This window comes from Leucobacter sp. 7(1), from assembly GCF_900163635.1.
Lineage (GTDB): Bacteria > Actinomycetota > Actinomycetes > Actinomycetales > Microbacteriaceae > Leucobacter.
Map to the genome: position 1 here is coordinate 1 of NZ_FUID01000069.1, position 19,601 is coordinate 19,601.

Below are 19,601 nucleotides of genomic sequence, written 5' to 3' on the forward strand. Positions count from 1 at the left end.
GAGGGAAAGGGGGAAAGGGGGGAGGGAAAGTGAGAAAGGGAGGGAGAAGCCTAGACAAGCGCCATGTCTTGGACCAGCACCAGGTCCACGTCCAGCACCAGGTCCAGCACCAGGTCCAGGACCAGCACCAGCACCAGGTCCAGCACCAAGTCCAGGTCCAGCACCAGGTCCAGGCTGGCGGGCTACTTGTCGAGCAGGGCGTCCTCGATGTCCGCGTCGGACGGGCCTCGGCGTACCTTGCGGGCCGCGGCGCGACGATCTTGCTCCCGCACGATCTCGCTGCCCGCGTTGAGGCTGCGGTACTCGCGCCGCGCGGCAACGAACACGCCAATCCCGGCGATCATGATGAACACGTACCACTGCAGCGCGTAGGAGAGATGTGGCCCCTCATCTCGTTCGGGTTCGGCGGGGAGCACCCCGTGTTCACCTGCGGGATCCTCTGAAATGAGCATGCCGTAGGCCCCGGTGTATGCCTCGCCCTCCGTTCCGCTGAGGCGGGCGAGTTCTGGCAGCTCGATGCTTGCAACGGTCATGCCTGAGCTTGTCCGTCCGACGATCCGAGGTTCTGACGCGCGGAGCCGCGCCTCAACGAGGACCGTGCCTTCTGGGGCCTGCGGCAGATCGGTGACCTGAACTTCGCCGCGTGCGGCCGCACCGCCGTCCACGGGGATCCAGCCCCGGTCTACGAAGAACACGTCGCCGGCATCGGTGCGGAGCGCCTGAATCAGATCTGAGCCCACGCCCTGCGGACCGGGACGGTTCCGGGCAAGTGTCGGCTCACCGATGTACTCGCCGCGGACCGAGACTGTGCGCCACTTCTGCGCATCCACGTCGAAGGCGTCAAGCTCGGGGAGCTCCTCCTCGAGGGGAACCGCGGTGGAACCGTAGTTGGAATCGAGTCGGTCGATTTCCGCCCGCGCCTGCGCGCGACGGTCAAACTGCCAGTTCCCCAGCAGAACACAGGCAATTGAGAACACAACGAGCATCGTGAAGTACCCGAACCACCGTCCCGAGCGCAGGAAGGTCCACCCGACCTGCGGGCCGTCGGGCACAGTCACCGGCGCGCTGGAGGATGTGGCCGGTGCGGGAGCGGTGTCCTGTGTCATACGGTCGTCGTCTCTCACTTCTCGAGTTCGCTGACGGGCATGACGCTGAGCGGAAAATCACGCGACGCGAGGAACTCGCGCAGGGTCTCCAGATGTGCGTCACAGGCCAGCCAGGTCTTGCGGCGGTCTTCGGTGTGGATCTTCGGATTGCGCCACTGGATCGCCCAGCTCGCTTCGTCTCGGCACGCCGCGCGGGAGCACGAGTATTCGTGTTCGGGCGGCAGGCCGAGCGTCACCACAGGGTTGCTCATCCCGCTCATGCGAGGCCCCCTGGAGACGTAGAGGTGCCCCGCGGAGATTCTGGCGACACGGGATCTGCGGCCGATCCGGCACTCGGATCTGAGGCCGCTCGTCGCGTGGGCTCCACATCGATCACGATCAATTCGGATTCCGCGGGAGCGTCCGTGTCTGCCGGTTCGGGGGCAGTGAGCTGCTGCGGTTCGGGCGCGTCAGGGGCTTCGCCCGGGTTGTGGGCCACGGCGTTGCCGACCATCACGGCGAACCAGGGGAGCAGCACTGCGCCCGCGGCAACGAGGAGCACCCACCAACCCCGCACCCAGAACAGAGAGACGACGCACAGCACCCGCAGCGCCATCGCAATGAAGTACATCCGCATACGGTGCGCGCGATCCTCGGCGGGGCTCACGCCCGCCGAGGTCACACTGTAGCTCTTGGCCATGCGCTCCTTCTCACGTACTGCCCCAGCCTACGCCGTTTGGCTGGAGAGCACCCCCACGTTGCCGGATTCGCGGGGCGGCCGGCCGCGCGCCCTCGGCCCGGCGCATGTGCGCTCCCGTAGGCTAGAACGCACTGTCTGATTGGAAGGACCCCCATGAGCACCTCCCGTACCGTACTCGTCACCGGCGGCAACCGCGGCATCGGCTACGCGATCGCCGAGCGCATGATCGCTGACGGCCACCGCGTCGCTGTGACCTCCCGCTCCGGCGAGGGCCCCGCCGGCTCACTGACCGTCCGCGCCGAAATGACGGACGCAGCTTCGATCGACGCCGCGTTCACGGAGATCGAAGCCCAGTTCGGACCGGTCGAGGTTGTCGTCGCAAACGCGGGCATCACGAAGGACACGCTGCTACTCCGCATGAGCGAGGAGGAGTTCACGAGCGTGATCGACACGAACCTCACGGGCACGTTCCGCGTCGTGAAGCGCGCCGCCAAGGGACTCCTGAAGGGCCGCTTCGGTCGAGTGATCCTAATTTCGAGCGTCGTGGCACTCTACGGTTCGCCCGGACAGATCAACTACTCTTCGTCGAAGGCCGCCCTCATCGGCTTCGCACGTTCGCTCACCCGTGAGCTCGGCTCGCGGGGGATCACGGCAAACGTCGTCGCTCCCGGCTTCATCGAGACCGACATGACCGCGGAGCTTCCCGAGGCGCAGCAGAAGCAGTACCTCGATTCGATCCCAGCATCCCGCTTCGGCAAGGTGTCGGAAATCGCCGGGGCTGTGTCATTCCTTGCGGGAGACGATGCCGCGTATATCTCTGGCGCCGTGCTCCCCGTTGACGGGGGCCTGGGGATGGGCCACTAATCCCGGATCACCCCTACAATCAGCGGCGGATCCGGCGTAGCCTGAGGGCATGAACGCTCAGACTCACCCCCGGACCCCGACCCGTGTCGCCGTCGACGCGCAGGCTCTCGCTCAGCTCTATGCGGCCCCCGAGATCTTGCGCGTCGTCAATGTGTGGGACGCCGCGAGCGCGCGCGTGATCGCAGAGCTTCCCGGCACCCGGGCCATCGCGACCGCTGGCCACTCGATTGCCGCGAGCCACGGCTACGGCGATGGTGAGCAAATTCCCCTCGATCTGATGCTCGCGAGCATCGGCCGGATCGCGGCTGCCGCTGAGCACCTGCCCGTGACGGCGGATCTCGACGGTGGGTACGGTGATGTTTCGGAGACCGTGCGCCGCGCGATCGGCGTGGGTGCTTCGGGTGCGAACATTGAGGACCGGATGCGCCCGTTCGGTGAGTCCGTGGCAATTATGCGTGCGGCGGTGCACACCGGCGAGCAGGAGGGCATCGCCTTCGCCCTCAACGCGCGAACGGATGCGCTGATCCGGAACACGGAGCGCCCCCGCGCGGAAGCGATCGCCGAAGCTATCGAGCGCGGTCGCGCCTACCGGGACGAGGGAGCGACGTGCATCTTCGTGCCGGGAGTGCTCTCCGAGGAGGACACCCTCGCACTCGTCGCCGGGATCGGCCCACAGGCCGTCAGCGTGATCGGCCTCCCGGGCGCCCTCACCGCGGCACAATACGAGGCGCTCGGCGTCGCCCGGATTTCGTACGGGCCCATGCCGCAGAACGTGGCGTTGACCGCGCTGAAGCGTCTCGGCGAGTCGCTGCACGGCGACGGGGTGATCCCCGCGGAGACCGAGCAGCTCAACAACTTCTGAGTGGACTGCGGGTCTAAGCGTGCTGCGGGACTGAGAGCCTGCGGGACTGGGAGCCTGCGGGACTGAGAGCTTGCGAGACTGAGCGGCTCCAGGACTGAGCGGCTCCAGGACTGACAGGCTTGGGGGCCGCACGGCGCGTGCGGCCCCCAAGCAGCTACGCGGTGAGGCGATCCAGCAGCGGGATCGCGAGTGCCAGATCATGCTCGATCGCGACGTCGGCGCGCTCGCGCACAAGCGGCTTCCCGTTGAACGAGACGCCGATCGCCGCAACTGCCATCATGTCAAGGTCGTTTGCACCGTCACCGATGGCCACAGAAGCGCTCAATGGGATGCCGGTGTCGGCGGCCCACTCGCGGAGCGCGTCGGCCTTCGCGGCAGCGTCAATGATGGGCCCCAAGGTGCGCCCGGTCATCTGACCGTCCACAACCTCCAGGCGATTCGCTCGCCAGAAGTCCAGGCCCAGGTCTGCAGCAATCGGATCCAGTACCTCGTGGAACCCGCCCGAGACAACGCCGACCTTGCCACCTCGCGCGTGCACGGCGGCGATGAGTTCCCGGATGCCCGGGGTCAGGCGAACGCGCGTATATGCGTCATGGAACGCAGACTCCGGGGTGCCCGCGAGCGTCGCCACGCGCTCGGTGAGGCTCTCAGCGAAGTCGAGTTCGCCACGCATCGCGCGCTCGGTGACCTCTGCCACCTGTTCCCGGGTGCCCGCGACTTCGGCGAGGAGTTCAATCACCTCGTCCTGAATTGTCGTGGAATCGCAATCAAGGACAACGAGAGGCGCTGCAACGGTCATGCGCTCCAGTCTACGGTTTCGGTGTGGCGCGGTTTCGGTGTGGCGCGGTTTCGGTGTGGCGCGCCGTGACCCGCGCGGGGCGCACCACTCGTTAGGCTGGGGGCATGGTCAATGTCCTGCGACTCACCGATGTGTCCGTTGTCCGCGCTGGCCGGCCGATCCTCGATGGGGTCACCTGGTCGGTCGATGAAGCGGAGCGGTGGGTGATCCTCGGTCCGAACGGTGCGGGGAAGTCCACACTGCTTGCGCTCGCGACGGCGTCGTCCCACCCGAGCTCCGGCATCGTCGAGGTGCTTGATGAGCAGCTGGGGAAGATCGACGTGTTCGAGCTGCGCAACCGTATCGGCTCGGTGTCCTCTGCCACGGGGCGGCGGATCCCGCCCTCTGAGACTGTCCGTGACATTGTGCTCACCGCCGCGTACTCGGTGGAGGGGCGCTGGAACGAGGAGTATGAGGATCTCGATGTGCGCCAGGCCGAGCGCATCCTCGCCGAGTGGGACCTGGCGGGCTTCGCTGACCGCACCTTCGGCACTCTGAGCGACGGGGAACGCAAGCGGGCACTGATCGCACGCGCCGTGATGACGGATCCCGAGATGCTCCTGCTTGACGAACCGAGTGCGAGCCTCGATCTGGGGGCACGGGAGCGCCTGCTGCAGATGCTCTCGGGCTTTGCTGCGTCGCCAGCCTCGCCCGCAATGGTGATGGTGACCCACCACGTCGAGGAGGTGCCGCCCGGGTTCACTCACGTGCTCATGCTGCGCGAGGGACAGGTCCAGGCCGCCGGGCCTGTGGCCTCTACACTGACCGCGGACAACCTTGCAGCGACCTTCGGGATGCCGTTCGAACTCTCCGTGAACGCCGGTCGCTACGCCGCCGTGGCGCGCCCCTAAGCTCCAATCACGCAATTCACTGCCCGCGTCTGCTAAAGTTGACCCTTGGCGCGGTAGTTCCGCAAGGCTTCGATGCGCTAGACGCATCATCCATCACGCACAATAAGGACACTCATGAAGACCGACATTCACCCCGAGTACAACGCAATCGTGTTCCGCGACCTGGCGTCGGGGGAGACGTTCCTCACCCGCTCGACGCTCACCAGCGAGAAGACGATCGAGCTCGACGGCGCGACCTACCCGGTCCTCGACGTGGAAATCTCCAGCGCATCGCACCCGTTCTACACGGGTAAGCAGCGCATCATGGACTCGGCCGGTCGTGTCGAGAAGTTCAACCAGCGCTTCAAGGGCTTCGGCGCCTAAGCACTGCGAACGCCAGAACGGGCGGTGGATCTTCGGATCCACCGCCCGTTCTGCTGTGTGCGGGGCCGCAGGGCGGGGCCGGGGCCTCGCCACGCAGGCCCCCGGCCCGGCTTAGCTTGCGCGTAGCGGCCACGCCCCGTCAGCGACGAAGTTCGGGTCGCGGACGCGCCGCATGTACTCCTGGAAGCTTGCCGCCTGTTGCGCGGCCCAGGTGACCTGCGCGGCGTGGAGCGCATCGAGGTCGTCAGGAATCACGTCCGCGTACTTCCGCGCGATCGCCTGCAGCACACGGCCCGAGGCGATGGCGTCGTCGCCGGCGTCGTGCGCGTTCCCGATCTCCACCCCGTGATGGGCCGCGACTGCCACGAGGGTGCGCTTCCCCTTCCGGTAGCGGTCGAACTGCTTGTCAAGGATCAGCGGGTCGATGACCGGGGCAATGGCAGAGGGGAGCGACACGCCGTGCCGTGCGGCTTCAGCGGTCAGCAGCGACAGATCGTAGGGCGCGTTGTAGGCCACGACGGGGTAGCCACGCTCGATCATCTCGGCAAGCTGCGCGACGATCTGCTGCACCCCCACCTGAGCGGAGATCCCCGTGGCCCGGGCGATCTCCGTGGTAATGCCGTGCACGCGCATCGCCGCCTCGGGGATCTCGATGCCCGGATCCAGCAGCCAATCGTAGCGTTCGGTGACTTCACCGCCGGAGCCGAGCAGCGCGATTGTTGCGCTCACGATCCGGGCTTCAGAGGTGTCAATACCGGTCGTTTCGGTATCGAACACGGCGAGGTTCGCGGCCCAGAGGGGGAGTTGAGCGGTCACGGCGCTCCTTTCGTTTCCTCGATCGTACCGAGCCACGCCGGATCCCGCGCCCCGGAGCGGTGCGAGGCGCTTTGCCAGCCCGCGCCGCTAAGGTTATTTCGTGAGCACCGTCCCCTCTCCTTTCGCCGTCCCCGCACTCGGTTCCGAGACCCGTGCGTGGCGATACGGCGCGGCGGAGGGCCCGACGCTCATCCTCGTCCACGGCTTCCGCGGTGACCATCACGGGCTTCAGGGCATCGCCCAGGGGCTCGCTGCAAGCGCCCCGGAGCTCCGGGTCATCGTCCCCGATCTGCCCGGCTTCGGGGCCTCACCCTCGATCCCTGGCCGCACGCACGACATCGCGCTCTACGGCGAGTGGCTCCGCGCTTTTTCGGCGGAGACGGCACCCGACAGTTTCGCGATCCTGGGCCACTCTTTCGGCTCACTCGTGGTTTCGGCCGCACTCGCGGGCGGCCTGGCACCGGAGCGCACGATCCTGATCAACCCGATTTCTGCTCCGGCACTCGAGGGCCCGCAGGCCGTCATGACGCAGCTGGCGATCGCGTACTACCGCGCCGCTGATCTCCTGCCAGAACGGGCCGCACGCGGCCTGCTCGGCAACCCGCTGATCGTGCGTGTGATGAGCGAGGTCATGGCGAAGACGCGCGACAGGGAGCTGCGTCGCTGGATCCACGATCAGCACGATCGGTATTTCAGCGTGTTTGCTGATCCCGGGACCTTGCTCGACGCCTTCCGTGCGTCCGTGTCCCACACGGTGATCGCTGGGGCTGACGCGTTTGTGGCTCCGACACTCCTCATCGCGGGCGAGCGGGACGACATCACCCCGCTCGCAAAGCAGCTTGAGCTGCAGCGCCGGATCCCCGGGTCGGAGCTGCGGATTCTGCCCGGCACGGGCCACCTTGTGCACTACGAGGCCGTCACTGACGCGGTCGCCGCGATCCTCGCGTTCCTGCGGGCGAGCACGCCACCAGGAACCACCCCGTTTTCCTCCGTTTTGTCTTCCCCCGCCAAGGAGCCCTCCGCGTGAAGCTGATCCACATCGACGATCTCGCCGCCCCCGAGCTTGCCGACTTCACTCAGCTCACTGACGTCGCACTGCGCCGCGTCCGCGAGCCGGAGGAAGGGCTCTACCTCGCAGAATCACCAAAGGTCATTGAACGTGCGCTGCGCGCCGGGCACCGGCCCCGCGCACTGCTCATGGTTGCCGAGTGGCTGCCCCGCATCGAGCCGGCACTCGCGGACTTCCCGGATGTCCCCGTCTACATTGGCCTGCCGGATCAGCTCGAGCAGCTCACGGGCTTCAATATGCATCGCGGGGCAATCGCCTCGATGCACCGTCCCGCCCCGCTCGATCCCGAGGAGCTGCTGCGCAGCGCGCGTCGTGTGGTCGTGCTTGAGGACCTCGCTGATCACACAAACGTCGGTGCCGTGTTCCGCTCCGCCGCGGCGCTCGGGGCAGACGCCGTGCTCCTCACACCGGGGTGCGCGGACCCGTTGTACCGGCGCGCGGTGCGCGTCAGCATGGGCGCGGTACTGCAGGTGCCCTGGGCTCGGCTGCCGGATTGGCGCGAGGCCGGGCCGATGATCCGGGATGCGGGCTACGAGCTCACCGCGTTTGCGTTGCGCGACGACGCTGAGGACCTCGCGGACTACGTCGAGGATCTCCCCGAGCGGCTCGCGATCATGTTTGGCACTGAGGGGCCGGGGCTGAGCCGCCGCGCACTCGCGGCGGCCACCCGCACGGTGCTGATCCCGATGGAGCACGGCGTGGACTCGCTGAACGTCGCTACCGCCGCCGCGCTCGCAATGTGGGCCGTGCGCACGGGGGACCAGCGGGGGAGCGGGGCGACTGCTCGTGCACTCTCCGCGGGGGTTCCCGGGTGACGGGGATCGCGGTGGGCGGCCGTCGTCGCGCGCTGTGGTTCACAATTCTGTGGGCGGCGGTCGGCATCGGCTCGTTCATCATTGGGGTGCGGAGCGAACTGGGTCAGCGGGCCGAGGGCGTCGTGCTTGATGCTGCGGAATTCACCACGAGCCCGCCGGCACCGTTGAACTTGGTGTCCACGCCGGCGATCGCGGTTGCCCTGCTCGTGATTGGTGTGCTCGCGCTCTTCGCGCACGGGATCCAACGCGCCCTTGTTGTCACTCTGCTACCTGCCGCGGCAATTGCGGCATCGCAGCTGCTCAAGCTCCAGCTCCTCACGCGTCCCCAGCTCTTCGAGTTTGATGCTCCGAACACCTTCCCGAGTGGGCACATGACCGTGTTCACGGCACTTGTCGCCGGGCTGATCTGGGCGGTGCCCGCACGGATCCGCGCGTTTGTCGCGGTTGCCGGGGCGGCGCTGCTGGGCGCGGTGAGTTGGCAGCTCCTCGCCTACGGCTGGCACCGTCCGAGCGACATCCTGGGAGCCCTCGCGCTTGGGGTGCTCGCCTTTGCCCTCGCGTGCCTCGCACGCCCGGCACGCGCACGGGGACGTGTCGCGCTGGGCCGCACCCTCACCATCGGCCTCGCGCTGATCGGCTGGATCGTGGTGGTCGCGGCGCTTGTTCTTGCGGGGATTGCCGCACTGCAGAGCCACCCCGACCTGATGCTCACTGCTGGTGAGTTCGGGGGAGTCGGGGCGAGCGCGCTCGCGGCCCGGTCGATCCTCCTCCTGAGCGCCGGCCGCTCCTAGGCTGCACGGGTCAGCGCGCCACGCGCTACGCGCCGCCGAGCTGTCCCGTCAGCCGGGCGTGCAGTGTGCGGGTGTGCGGGTTCATGCCCAGCAGTTCCACGCGTGTGCCGTGCTGTCTGTACTTCCGCGTGATCGCGTCAAGCTCCGCCACAGTTGAGGCGTCCCAGATGTGAGACTGGCTCAGGTCGATGACAACCCGTTCGGGATCTTCAGCGAAGGCGAAGTTCGCGGCGAGGTCGGAGACGGACGCGAAGAAGAGTTCGCCCTGGACTGTGTAGCGGGCGTGCGCTTCGCCATCGCGCACGATCAGTTCCCGATCAATACGCGCCAGTCGCGAAACGCGACGCGCAAAGAGGACCGAAGCGACGCAGACCCCGGCGACCACGCCGATGGCAAGATTGTGAGTGGCGACCACGACGGCGACAGTCACGAGCATGACCGCGGTTTCGCTCCGGGGGAGCCTGCGGAGGGTGCTCGGCGCGATCGAGTGCCAATCGAACGTGCTCACGCACACCATGATCATGATCCCCACAAGCGCGGCCATCGGGATCACGGCGACAACGTCCCCGAGGGTGACAACAAGCAGGAGCAAGAAGACACCCGCGAGGAACGTCGAGATGCGCGTACGGGCGCCGGAGACTTTGACGTTCACCATCGTTTGGCCGATCATGGCACACCCGCCCATCCCACCGAAGCAGCCGGACACGATGTTCGCAACGCCCTGGCCCCAGCTCTCACGCGTCTTATTCGATGGGGTGTCCGTGATGTCGTCGACGAGTTTTGCGGTCATCAGTGACTCCAACAGCCCGACGAGTGCCATCGCGAACGCGTATGGGGCAATAATCGTGAGTGTTTCCCAGGTGAGGGGCACGTTTGGGACAAAAAGTTCGGGGAGGCTGCGGGGGAGTTCTCCCTGATCTCCCACTGTCGGCACCGAGATCGCGAACACCACAACAACCGCGGTCACTACGACGATGGAGACGAGCGGGGCCGGGATCACGCGCGTGATCTTCGGCATCCAGACGAGGATCGCAAGGCCCAGTGCGAGCAACGGGTAGACCGCCCACGGCACGCCAATCAGGTGGGGGAGCTGTGCAGCAAACACGAGGATGGCGAGGGCGTTCACAAAGCCGACCATCACGCTTCGAGGGATGAATCGGGTGAGTTTTGCGACACCACACACCGCGAGCACGATCTGGAAAAAGCCGGCGAGGAGCACAGTGGCGATGAAATAGTCAATCCCATACTCGCGTGCGACGGGTGCAATCACGAGCGCAACTGCGCCCGTAGCCGCGCTAATCATGGCGGGCCGGCCGCCCACAATCGCAATTGTTGCTGCCATCACGAACGACGAGAAGAGACCTACCTTGGGGTCGACGCCCGCAATGATCGAGAAGGAGATCGCTTCGGGGATCAAAGCCAGGGCGACAACGACGCCCGCGAGCACCTCGCGGATCAGAATGCGTGGGGTGCGCAGCGCGGTCCGGACCGAGTGATCCGCCACCTGAACGGCGCGCGAGGGTGCGGGCAGGGCGGGGCTGGTCATATGTCCTCCGGGGTGTGCCGGGGCAATGCCGGGCGAGGCATGCCACGATGGTGCGAGTGGTGCGGGAGTCCGAGTGCGGACCGAACACCCGACAACACTAACGTAACGTGAGAGTTTTTCGAACAGGGAGCGCGATGCCTGAAGGCAACATGATGCACATCGGTGAGCTCGCGGAGCGCACACAGCTCTCATTGCGCACAATCCGGCACTACGACGAAATCGACCTCCTCACGCCGAGCGGACGTTCGGACGGCGGCTTCCGCCTCTATACCGATGGAGACTTTGAGCGCCTCATGCTGATTCGCCGAATGAAGCCACTCGGGTATTCGCTTGAGCAGATGCGGGATCTGCTGCACGCGATCGAGAGCGCGGGGGAGCAGGGGCCCGGTATGCCGGAATCGTCCTCCGACGCCCGGAGCGCGCTCAGCGACTTTCGGAGCGATGCCCGCGAGCGCCGCGCAAAGCTCGCACAGCAGCTCGAGATGGCCGACGAGTTCCTGACGCTTCTCGAGGCGCGAATTCCGTGAGCGCCATTGAGTTGCGAGGCGCAGGGATCGCGCTTACGGGTCTGCGCGAATCCGACGTTCCACGAATTACAGAATACTGCTCTGATCCGGTATTTGAACAGTTTATGTCCACGCCATGGCCGTACACCACAGCGGACGCGGCGTGGTTTGTGCGAGAGTATGCGCCCGCCGGTTGGCGCGACGGCTCCGAGCTGACCTGGGCGGTTCGACAGGAGGGCGCTGGGCCACTGCTCGGCACCGTCAGCCTTCGGCCAGCACGCGGGGACATCGGGTTCTGGCTCGGTGCCCCACACCGCGGTCAAGGAATTATGTCAGCTGCGGTGGGGGTGGTGCCGACGCGCACCGGCGAGATCACGGAGTGTTGGCACGCAGTGATCACACGCGCCGGAGCGGCGCCAGCCGGCACGGACGATGACTCAACGGTCACGCAACGCCAACTCCCGTGGCCCGCGTGAACGCAGCCGCCTGATGACCCGCCACACAATCGTCAATCATCGTGCCCTGCGCACAGATACTGGCCCCACGAGGCACGCTCCGTATATGCGTTGATAATCTATATTATGTCAGTTTAATCGTTTCGAGTACGTTCCAACGGCCCCACCAGGGTCGACTCCGCGGCGCATTTGCCCGACTCTCCACGCGCGCTCCGTACGCCCCCCAACGGTTACACCTGGATGGGCCTCCGCAATTGCTCTAGCCCCAGCTGGCGACGAGTCGCGCGGCCTCGGAGCACTGGGGTTCGGGCAATCCCAGGTTGTCGATGATCGCCTGGGCGGGTGCCACGATCCGAACACCACCACGCGAAGCGCTCCCACGCAGCGTGAGGCCACTCGGCTCGCACAAGATCACCGAAGCTACCGCGGGGCTCGCCACGTTCGCACCGAGCCCAACGAGGTGCTGCAACGCACGCCCGGGATCAGGTGTCCACAACACCTGCACGAAATCGTCGGCCCGCTGCGCAGCGTCTGAGCCGAGCGCCGCAAGCGCCGCGGCACCCGAGAGCGCCCACTCCCCTCCCGCAACCGCGCCGCAGGCGTCGAGCATTGCGGCGGTGACGTGGCCCGTAGCCCCGAGGGCGCCCGCACGATGCAGCAAGGATGAGGCGAGTCCCGCCTCGGCCGCAATGCTCCCGAGCGTCGCCGGCTGCGCAAAACGCTCGATGCGCGCCACCCAGGCAGCGGTTGCCGGGGACAACTCCCCCACATCAGGTGCGCCCTCCATGAGCACGCGCCCGGCATCGGCGGCGGCCGAATCCGACAGCGGTCGATACGTGATGATCGGTTCCACGCCGCTCGCGAGTGCAAGTTCTTCAAGCGTGTCAAGGCGGACGTCGACCGTACCCTCGCTCGCCCGATACATCGTGGAGCGATTCACGCCAGCCCGTCGAGCGATCTCCGAACGCGTGCGCTCACTGTTCAGGAATACGTGTGCAAGCCCGCTGTCCATGCACCAAAAGTAGCAACTATGATGCAGGAAAGCAACATCTGGGCATCAAGTGGTGCGTCGGTGCGCGCTTCTGACACCACCGAAGCCAGCTGGGTCGTAACTACTCGTCGTCAAACTCCTGCATGATCAGCATCAGCGCCTGGTGCTGCGCCGGGTTCAGGTGTTCCTGCAGGAGCGCGCCCATTTCGCCAACACTCCCTCCCATGTCACTCTCGAGGCGCGTCGAGAACTGCTGCAGCGCATCGCCCTGAGCATCGAGAAACTCGGCAATCAGGGCGGCTCCGCGGCCTGCGAGTTCCCTGATCGCCCCATCCGACGCGTGCGGCGGGAGAGCGAGCAGTTCGTCATTCAGTTCGGTGAGTTCACGCGGCGCACTCTGGACGGTCCGCGCAAACCCCGGCATGTCACCCCTGGGTAGCATCCGCCCGAGAAGAATGGCGACGTTTCGCGATCCGGCATCCGTACCGAGCGCGTCCATTGCAAGCCGGGCTTCCGGGGAGAGGTCCGGCGAGATTCCACCCTCGATGAGATCGTCGAGATCCGTCCGGACTCGCGTGAGCGTGGCGATTCGTTCGTCGAGTTCCTCTCGCAGCTCACGCAGCAGCGGCGCGCTCTGCTCAGGCGACGCCAGCATGGGAGCAACCTGTTCCAGGCTGAACCCCAAGCTGGTGAGCCTGGCGATGCGGAGCGCGAGCACAAGATGCTGGGCGGTGTACTGCTTGTACCCGTTGCTGAGTCGCTCCGGCGCGGGCAGCAGACCCACGTCGTGCCAGTGGCGAATCGACCGCAGAGTGACTCCCGTGAGGTCGGCAAGCTGCCGTGTACTCCATGCCATCGTTAGTCCTCCACCGTGAGCTGGGCTTCTCGCTCTATTGTGTCCAATGTTTGGAATGCTGGGGCCGTGAGCGCGATGACCGCGGTCACCGTCATGACTGCCGCCACCCCGAGTCCCGCCGCTGGGAGTCCCCAGGTCATGGCGATTGCCGCGAGCGGCGCGGAGGTAAGCGCTGGCGCCGCCAGCATCAACGCGTGCTGTGCACCGAGCACGCGCCCGCGCATCCGATCCGGTGTCGCCTCGATCGTAGCCACCCCCAGCGCCGCGGACATCGGAGCATGTGTCACGCCGATCACCACGGAGCCAACGACAACAAGCCAGGGCGCGCCCAGTGCGCCCAGAACACTGAAGCCCAGCACACTTCCCAGCATGCCGAACACGAACCAGCGGCGTCGGCTCGTCGTGCCAATTGACCCTGCATACAGCCCGGCCCCGATCACACTGCCGAGTGCTACCGCGGCAATCGCGATACCACTGAGCTCCGGGAGCCGGTGTTCAGCGAAGTAGGCAGGCAGGATCGTGGCCTGCAGTCCGGCCATCAGTGCCGCGAACACCGCCGATACGAGACTCACGCCGAGCACGAGCCGGTTGCCGAGCAGGAACCGCCACCCGAGCATCAGGTCCTGGAGCACCCCGCGCACACCGCGGGTGGCCTGAGTCGTTTCGGCCCCAGAATCTGCCTCAATTTCACCTGCACGGGGGCTGAGGGCGAGCGTCAGCAGGGCTGCCGCGAGACTCGTGGCCGCGGTGATCAGCAATACTGCCGAGCTCACGCCCCAGAGCAGCACCAGGAGGCCTCCGAGCCCTGGCCCGATCAAGATCAGGGTGGCAGCGAGGGCTTCGCGTATGCCCACGAGTCGATCCAGCGCCGCGGGTTTCCCGCCCGCCAGGCGCACGAGACGCGGCAGCATCGTCTCCCGGGCCGTCATGCCGGGAGTGTCGCCAAAGGTGCCAATCACGCTCAGCACGATGAACCAGCTCAGGTCCAAGTCCCAAATCGCGTCAACGACGGGCAGCGCGGCAATTGACGCCGAAGAGAGCAGGTCGCTGACGATCGATACCGTGCGCCGATTGAACCGATCCACGACGACCCCGGCGAGCACACCGACGACCGCCGCCACCCCGGCGTTGATCGAGGCCAGAATGCCCGCCGCGAGCAGGTCGCCGGTCCGCGCGAGGACCAGCAGCGGAAAAAGCACTGCGGCGATCCCGTTCCCCAGGAGCGAGAGGCTGAATGAGCCAAGATAGACGGCCGTGTTTCTGTTCATGCCCCCATCAGAAACGATGCCGTCGCGGCACAGTCAAGTCGCGGCACAGTCAAGTCGCGGCACAGTCAAGCCGCTGCACAGTCAAGCCGCTGCACAGTCAAGCCGCGGCTTGTGCCCCGCCGGCTATGCGAACACGGGGATGGTGAGAAACACCACGCCAGCGAGCGCAACGAACAGTCCGACACACACGAGAACCGCACCGTTTCCGCGCAATTGCGCGGGCTGTGAGCGGCCCGGGTTCGCCGAGTCATAGGCGACACGACATGATCCACCATATTGCGGACGCCAGAAGACTTTCACGCGCGTCTCCCCCGTGTGTTCAGCTCCGTCGGGCGTCCAGTATCGATACCGGTGTGGAGCGTGCCGCAGGGCCGGGCCAAGCCACTCCCCGAGCACGATGTTCCAGCGCCGGGGTACCAGAGCGCGGACCCGGAACCCCGTGAAGATCACGAATCCTCCGACGACGATGAGCATGATGCACGCGATAAACACAGCGCTCACCCTATACGGCGAACGATCCACTCACCTCGGGCACCAGGCATCGGGATGACCGAGCGATACCGGTGTGGTCGCGATCGGCCGCTTGCCCGGAGCGGAAGCCGGCGAACATTTCGAGCCTGTCGGTATTTCTGACGGGTGTGGGATTCGTCACGTTCCCCTTCCAAAAATGGTGGCGAAGATGCTCGACGATGTTTGTGCGGGAACCCCGAAAAGCTCCGCGATCTGCTGTTGGATCAGCGATACGGATTCGTGCTCCAGTCATACCTCACGGACTGGAGCACAATCGTCCTCTGGGTACAGAATCACTTCGCCTGCTGATCGATGTTTCATGCTGGTGATGCGCGTGTACGTCCTTTCCGGTGAGGCGGTCGGCAACGGTGTCGCTGGTGCGGTCAGGCACGGGGCGACCACGGACATTCGCCGTGGGCGCGGCACCGCCCCGTGTGATCGGGGCAACACCCGTCGCGCCGCCGGCGGGGCACACTGGGAAGCCAGACCAGATCAGCCCCACGAAAGGCACCATGACACTCATCTCGCTCCCCACCCTGCACGAGGAACTGCGCGCAGAAGCCGAGGCCGCAGGCACCCCGCTCGCGCGGCGTCACATCACCGCGGGTGCCCGGCTCCAGCAACTCGCTATCTGGCTCCCCGCGGGCGGGGTGCTGCCGGAGCACGGCAATCCCGGCGAGGCGCGGCTACACATCCTCAGTGGACAGGTGCGTTTCATTGAAATCGGCGCGGAGCGGACGCACACCTTGGTCGCCGGAGATCTCTTCGCGGTGCCGGATGCGCTGCACCGGGTCGAGGCCGACACCGAGAGCCTGTTGCTGCTGAGCTTCGTACCCGGCGCAGAGCTTCACACCCCGGCCTGAACCCAGCCCCAAACGCAAACCCGAACCCGAACCCCAGCAGCCGCTAGCCGAGTGTCAGCGCGGCCGTCCGCTGGTCCGGGAGCACAAACGAGTTGCGGTGGTAGTCGATGAGGCCGTCGGCCTTCATGCGTGCCAGCTCCCGGGACAGCGCGGCCCGGTCGGCATGCAGATATTGTGCGAGCTCGATTCGGGTCAGCGGAATGCTGAACTGGGCAGTTCCCCGACGCTGCGCTTCGACGACGAGATAGTTCGTGATCCGCTTCCGGAGCGAACGGTGGCGCAGGATCTCGAGCTTGGCGCGGAGCCGCTCCTGTTTCTCGAGCACCGAGCGCAGCAGGTTGTTCTGCACAAGCGATTTCGCTGGGCACGCCACCGAGGGGTCGGACAGCCGCGCGGGATCAAGGAGCAGGACGGTTCCGGGCGCGGCCCCGAGCGCCGCACGTTCCCTCGGGCACGCGGCGCTCCCCCAGCTTTGGGTCTGCCACCCCTCACCAAAGAGATCGCCAGGCTCGATGACGTCCACGAGCGTCCGATCGCCGTGCGGGTGGCGACGGACGTCAAGCGCGGCCCCGCTCAGCAAGACCCCGTAGGTGACGGGGCCCCCGGTGCAGGCAAGAATTTCCTCGTCTTTATCGAAGGCGAAGGCCTGGACGCCGAGACACGCGCGCATGCATTGGAAGTGTTCTTCGCTGATGCCAGCAAAGAACGGGCTCGGGTGAGTGCCGGGTGAGGCCGCCTCCGTCGGCGGTGCGGTGAGAGTCGTAGCGCGCATGGGTGCTTTCTGTTGCTGGGGCAACCGTGGACGGTTGGTCGCGCTGCCAGACTACTGCACAGAACTTAGCTCACCCTCACTTACATCCGATGTACGGTGAACACCCCGAAAGGCCCCCATGACCCGCCCCACCCTGAACACGACTCTCCTCAGCTTCGCGGCCCTGGGCGCCGTGCTGTTGAGCGGATGCGGCGCGAGCGCATCGCCGGCATCCCCAGACGCATCGTCCGCCACACAGACCGAGGTCGCGGTAGAGGCCCCGGCCGAGGTGCGGGTCAGCGGCCCGGCATCTCCCCCGAGCCTCCCGATCCTGCGCATGATCGAGGCCGATGCACTCGGCGACACGGACATCGTGTTTGACCGTTGGGAGAGCGCCGACCAGCTCACGGCAGCGGCGACCGGCGGGCACGAGTTTGTCGCCGCACCACTGACCACGGGAGCGGCGCTCGCGAGGGGCGGGGCGGATCTCACCCTCCTCAACGTGAGTGCCTGGGCGGTCATGGGCCTCGTCACCAGCGATCCGGCAATCCAGTCGGTGGCGGATCTCGCGGGGACCCAGCTGCACGTCGCGATGCGCGCCTCCGCGGTCGATTACACGATGCAGCTCGTGCTCGAACAGCACGGCCTCTCGGACAGCGTGGAGATTGTCTACGTCGACCCGATGAACGGCCCCGAGCAGTTCCTCTCCGGCCAGATCTCCTCGCTCGTCACCGTCGAGCCCCAGGTCACCATGCTCCAGGCCCGAAACCCCGAAGCCCGGAGCCTGATCGACTTCTCCGCAGAGTGGGCGGACATCACGGTCTCGAAGCTGCCGCTGCCCACCGCCGGCACGTTTGTCAACGGCAGCTTTGCCGCTGAGCACGCCGATACTACCGCCGCGTTCCAGGAGGCCTACGTCGAGGCGGCAACATGGGTGTCCGAGCACCCGGAGGAGGCGGGGGCGCTCGCCGAGCGTGAGCTGGGCCTCCCGGCACCCATCGTGGCCGCCGCAATTCCCAAGATCGCGTGGGACGCGCAGGCCGCAACGGAGGCGCGCCCGGCGGTGGAGCAGTACTTCACCCAGCTCGTCACGCGCTGGCCGGAGAGCGTCGGCGGTACGCTGCCCGAGGCGAGCTTCTACACGCGGTGATCCCGCGTCGCTCGCCCCGAGCGGGGAATCCGAGGCCCGGATTCCCCGGTCCGTTCGCCTGGTCACTCGCCAGTCTGATCGTGCTCGGTCTGGCCTGGTGGATCGCCGCCCGCGAACTGCCAGACATCATCCTGCCCGGCCTCGGGATGACGGCCGCGGCGGTGGGACGCCTGCTCGACGAGCCTGAAACGTATGCGGCCCTCGGGGAATCGCTCACGACGTTCGCGTGCGGTCTCCTGATCGCCGCCGTGCTGGGGAGCGTGCTGGGGCTTCTCGCGGGCCTCAGTGAGGCCGCGCGCGCCGCGCTCGCGCCGCTTCTCGCGATTCTCAATGCCGTCCCCAGCGTTGCATGGATGGGCCTCGCAATGATCTGGTTCGGGCTCGGCGCGGGCCCCACAGTCTTCCTCGTTGTTGTCACGAGTGCCCCAATCCTCGCCGCGGCGCTACAGCACGCGGTGCGGGATCGCGACCCCGGATTCGACGAACTCGCCGACGCCTTCGATCTGCCACGCGCCGCCAGGCTCCGCCACGTCACCCTGCCACCGCTCCTGAGTTCCGCGCGCGCCGCGCTGCTCGCCATGGCGGGGCTCGGCTGGAAGCTCACTGTGATGGGCGAGTTCCTCACGGCCTCGCGCGGGCTCGGTGAGCAGCTTGTCGTTGCGAAGGCGCACATGCAGACCGACAGGGTGATCGCGATCACTGTGGTGCTCGTCTGCACGTGGGTGCTGATCGAGGGTGGGATCCGGCTGCTCGCGGGGCGTCAGGGTCTCGGCATCCGGAGCACACGCATCACATCACAGCTTCGCCCACGCGCCACTCGGCCTGCGGGCACGGATCGACCCGAGCAACTGCCGGCACCTTCCCAGCCCGCCGCGATTGCCTGCCAATCGGTCTCCCTTGCACACGGCGAGTGCATCATCGCCGAGCACCTGAGCTTCTCCGCTGCGCCGGGCAGCATCACCGCAATCCTGGGCGCCTCGGGCATCGGAAAGTCGACATTGCTGCGCGTACTCGGCGGTGCCGCGCAGCCCGCACGCGGCACCATCGATCGCGCACCGGACACACGCACCGCGTGGGTATTCCAGGAGGATCGGCTCCTACCGTGGCGCAGCCTGGAACAGAACGTCGCGTTGTTCGCCGGGGTCTCCTCCGACGTGGCGCAGGCGCAGCTCGCGGCGCTCGGACTCGGGGACGCCGTGCACCGCCTGCCCACCGAATTGTCGGGTGGGATGCGGCAGCGCGGAGCGCTCGCCCGAGGCTTCCTGCGCGACAGCGGCCTGCTGCTCCTCGACGAACCATTTGCCGGGCTCGACGTGCGGCGGCGGCGCGCGCTGATCCACGATCTACAGCGTATGCAGCGCGAGCGGTCCCGCACGATCATCTTCGTGACGCACGATGTTGACGATGCGCTTGCCCTCGCAGATCGCGCACTCGTGCTCGGTGGCGCGCCGGTGGCCCGGATCACGGCGCAGCTGGATCTGCGTCACCTCGGCACGGACCGCGCGCTCGATGATCCGGCGCTGGCCGCTCCGCGCCGCGCTCTCCTCACCGCCCTCCTCGAAACCCCCGATGCGCTTCCCGGGACTCAGGCACACGCACGGGCGCAGTCCCCCTCCCACCCAGACACTGATCCACACCACTGAAGGAAACA

At 66.8% G+C, this 19,601-nt stretch carries 23 protein-coding genes; 12 read left to right on the plus strand and 11 right to left on the minus strand.

Translation table 11 applies throughout. The features are described 5' to 3' along the window. Window positions 1–182: 182 nt before the first annotated feature. From FM113_RS13250 to FM113_RS13260, 3 genes are read right to left on the minus strand one after another with little or no spacing between them, the layout of a single operon-like run. On the minus strand, window positions 183–1,106 hold the full coding sequence (locus FM113_RS13250) for an SURF1 family protein (RefSeq protein WP_087015297.1): 924 nt from the start codon (window positions 1,104–1,106) through the stop codon (window positions 183–185). Window positions 1,107–1,120: 14 nt separating this feature from the next. After that, entirely contained in the window at window positions 1,121–1,366 is a 246-nt protein-coding gene (locus FM113_RS13255; RefSeq protein WP_176387232.1) for a hypothetical protein, read from the minus strand. Continuing rightward, a complete protein-coding gene (locus tag FM113_RS13260) occupies window positions 1,363–1,785 on the minus strand; it encodes a DUF3099 domain-containing protein (RefSeq protein WP_087015299.1) in 423 nt (140 codons plus the stop codon). Before FM113_RS13260 ends, FM113_RS13255 begins: the two co-directional genes overlap by 4 nt. A gap of 153 nt (window positions 1,786–1,938) precedes the next feature. Between FM113_RS13260 and fabG the strand changes: the two genes are divergently transcribed. Together fabG and FM113_RS13270 are read left to right on the plus strand one after the other, a co-directional pair. Next, window positions 1,939–2,649 carry a 3-oxoacyl-ACP reductase FabG gene (gene fabG, locus FM113_RS13265; protein ID WP_087015300.1) on the plus strand — a complete coding sequence of 237 codons (711 nt, stop codon included), beginning with the start codon at window positions 1,939–1,941 and terminating at the stop codon, window positions 2,647–2,649. 49 nt (window positions 2,650–2,698) lie between these two features. After that, on the plus strand, window positions 2,699–3,511 hold the full coding sequence (locus FM113_RS13270; protein ID WP_087015301.1) for an isocitrate lyase/phosphoenolpyruvate mutase family protein: 813 nt from the start codon (window positions 2,699–2,701) through the stop codon (window positions 3,509–3,511). A gap of 154 nt (window positions 3,512–3,665) precedes the next feature. Here the strand turns inward: FM113_RS13270 and serB are convergent, their stop codons facing one another. Further along, entirely contained in the window at window positions 3,666–4,310 is a 645-nt protein-coding gene (gene serB / locus FM113_RS13275; protein ID WP_087015302.1) for a phosphoserine phosphatase SerB, read from the minus strand. Between the two features lie 104 nt (window positions 4,311–4,414). Here serB and FM113_RS13280 point away from each other — a divergent pair, with 104 nt between their 5' ends. Then, a complete protein-coding gene (locus FM113_RS13280; protein WP_087015303.1) occupies window positions 4,415–5,200 on the plus strand; it encodes an ABC transporter ATP-binding protein in 786 nt (261 codons plus the stop codon). 114 nt (window positions 5,201–5,314) lie between these two features. Then, a complete protein-coding gene (locus tag FM113_RS13285; RefSeq protein WP_087015304.1) occupies window positions 5,315–5,563 on the plus strand; it encodes a type B 50S ribosomal protein L31 in 249 nt (82 codons plus the stop codon). A 111-nt stretch (window positions 5,564–5,674) separates the two neighbouring features. On the opposite strand, the gene FM113_RS13290 is transcribed toward FM113_RS13285, so the two are convergent. Then, a complete protein-coding gene (locus tag FM113_RS13290) occupies window positions 5,675–6,379 on the minus strand; it encodes an exonuclease domain-containing protein (protein WP_087015305.1) in 705 nt (234 codons plus the stop codon). A gap of 100 nt (window positions 6,380–6,479) precedes the next feature. Between FM113_RS13290 and FM113_RS13295 the strand changes: the two genes are divergently transcribed. Genes FM113_RS13295 through FM113_RS13305 form a run of 3 tightly spaced genes read left to right on the plus strand, consistent with a single transcriptional unit; the run spans window position 6,480 to window position 9,054 of the window. Beyond that, window positions 6,480–7,406: an alpha/beta fold hydrolase gene (locus FM113_RS13295; protein ID WP_087015306.1), complete on the plus strand. Its 927-nt coding sequence runs from the start codon at window positions 6,480–6,482 to the stop codon at window positions 7,404–7,406. Next, a complete protein-coding gene (locus tag FM113_RS13300) occupies window positions 7,403–8,263 on the plus strand; it encodes an RNA methyltransferase (RefSeq protein ID WP_087015307.1) in 861 nt (286 codons plus the stop codon). The genes FM113_RS13295 and FM113_RS13300 overlap by 4 nt, the downstream gene beginning before the upstream one ends. Continuing rightward, window positions 8,260–9,054: a phosphatase PAP2 family protein gene (locus FM113_RS13305; RefSeq protein WP_087015308.1), complete on the plus strand. Its 795-nt coding sequence runs from the start codon at window positions 8,260–8,262 to the stop codon at window positions 9,052–9,054. Before FM113_RS13300 ends, FM113_RS13305 begins: the two co-directional genes overlap by 4 nt. A 25-nt stretch (window positions 9,055–9,079) precedes the next feature. On the opposite strand, the gene FM113_RS13310 is transcribed toward FM113_RS13305, so the two are convergent. Next, a complete protein-coding gene (locus FM113_RS13310) occupies window positions 9,080–10,600 on the minus strand; it encodes a SulP family inorganic anion transporter (protein WP_217896014.1) in 1,521 nt (506 codons plus the stop codon). 134 nt (window positions 10,601–10,734) lie between these two features. Here FM113_RS13310 and FM113_RS13315 point away from each other — a divergent pair, with 134 nt between their 5' ends. Then, window positions 10,735–11,127, plus strand: coding sequence for a MerR family transcriptional regulator (locus FM113_RS13315; protein WP_087015352.1), 393 nt, complete (start codon window positions 10,735–10,737; stop codon window positions 11,125–11,127). Then, on the plus strand, window positions 11,124–11,582 hold the full coding sequence (locus FM113_RS13320) for a GNAT family N-acetyltransferase (RefSeq protein ID WP_087015310.1): 459 nt from the start codon (window positions 11,124–11,126) through the stop codon (window positions 11,580–11,582). The genes FM113_RS13315 and FM113_RS13320 overlap by 4 nt, the downstream gene beginning before the upstream one ends. Window positions 11,583–11,820: 238 nt before the next feature. On the opposite strand, the gene FM113_RS13325 is transcribed toward FM113_RS13320, so the two are convergent. The 4 genes from FM113_RS13325 to FM113_RS13340 all read right to left on the minus strand — a co-directional run bounded on the left by FM113_RS13325 (window position 11,821) and on the right by FM113_RS13340 (window position 15,168). Next, window positions 11,821–12,573 carry a helix-turn-helix transcriptional regulator gene (locus tag FM113_RS13325; protein ID WP_087015311.1) on the minus strand — a complete coding sequence of 251 codons (753 nt, stop codon included), beginning with the start codon at window positions 12,571–12,573 and terminating at the stop codon, window positions 11,821–11,823. A 100-nt stretch (window positions 12,574–12,673) separates the two neighbouring features. Beyond that, the gene (locus tag FM113_RS13330; RefSeq protein ID WP_087015312.1) at window positions 12,674–13,408 is read right to left on the minus strand and encodes a MerR family transcriptional regulator; all 735 of its coding nucleotides are present in this window, start codon (window positions 13,406–13,408) and stop codon (window positions 12,674–12,676) included. A gap of 2 nt (window positions 13,409–13,410) precedes the next feature. Continuing rightward, complete coding sequence (locus FM113_RS13335; protein ID WP_087015313.1) at window positions 13,411–14,676, minus strand: MFS transporter; 1,266 nt, start codon at window positions 14,674–14,676, stop codon at window positions 13,411–13,413. 123 nt (window positions 14,677–14,799) lie between these two features. Beyond that, window positions 14,800–15,168 (minus strand): hypothetical protein, encoded by a 369-nt coding sequence (locus FM113_RS13340; protein ID WP_140393369.1) that lies wholly within the window; start codon window positions 15,166–15,168, stop codon window positions 14,800–14,802. A gap of 530 nt (window positions 15,169–15,698) precedes the next feature. Between FM113_RS13340 and FM113_RS13345 the strand changes: the two genes are divergently transcribed. Continuing rightward, window positions 15,699–16,049, plus strand: coding sequence for a cupin domain-containing protein (locus FM113_RS13345; protein ID WP_140393370.1), 351 nt, complete (start codon window positions 15,699–15,701; stop codon window positions 16,047–16,049). Window positions 16,050–16,092: 43 nt separating this feature from the next. On the opposite strand, the gene FM113_RS13350 is transcribed toward FM113_RS13345, so the two are convergent. Further along, the gene (locus FM113_RS13350; protein WP_087015316.1) at window positions 16,093–16,821 is read right to left on the minus strand and encodes a Crp/Fnr family transcriptional regulator; all 729 of its coding nucleotides are present in this window, start codon (window positions 16,819–16,821) and stop codon (window positions 16,093–16,095) included. A 118-nt stretch (window positions 16,822–16,939) separates the two neighbouring features. Here FM113_RS13350 and FM113_RS13355 point away from each other — a divergent pair, with 118 nt between their 5' ends. Together FM113_RS13355 and FM113_RS13360 are read left to right on the plus strand one after the other, a co-directional pair. After that, window positions 16,940–17,950, plus strand: coding sequence for an ABC transporter substrate-binding protein (locus FM113_RS13355; protein ID WP_087015317.1), 1,011 nt, complete (start codon window positions 16,940–16,942; stop codon window positions 17,948–17,950). After that, the gene (locus FM113_RS13360) at window positions 17,947–19,593 is read left to right on the plus strand and encodes an ATP-binding cassette domain-containing protein (RefSeq protein WP_087015318.1); all 1,647 of its coding nucleotides are present in this window, start codon (window positions 17,947–17,949) and stop codon (window positions 19,591–19,593) included. The genes FM113_RS13355 and FM113_RS13360 overlap by 4 nt, the downstream gene beginning before the upstream one ends. Window positions 19,594–19,601: the final 8 nt, after the last annotated feature.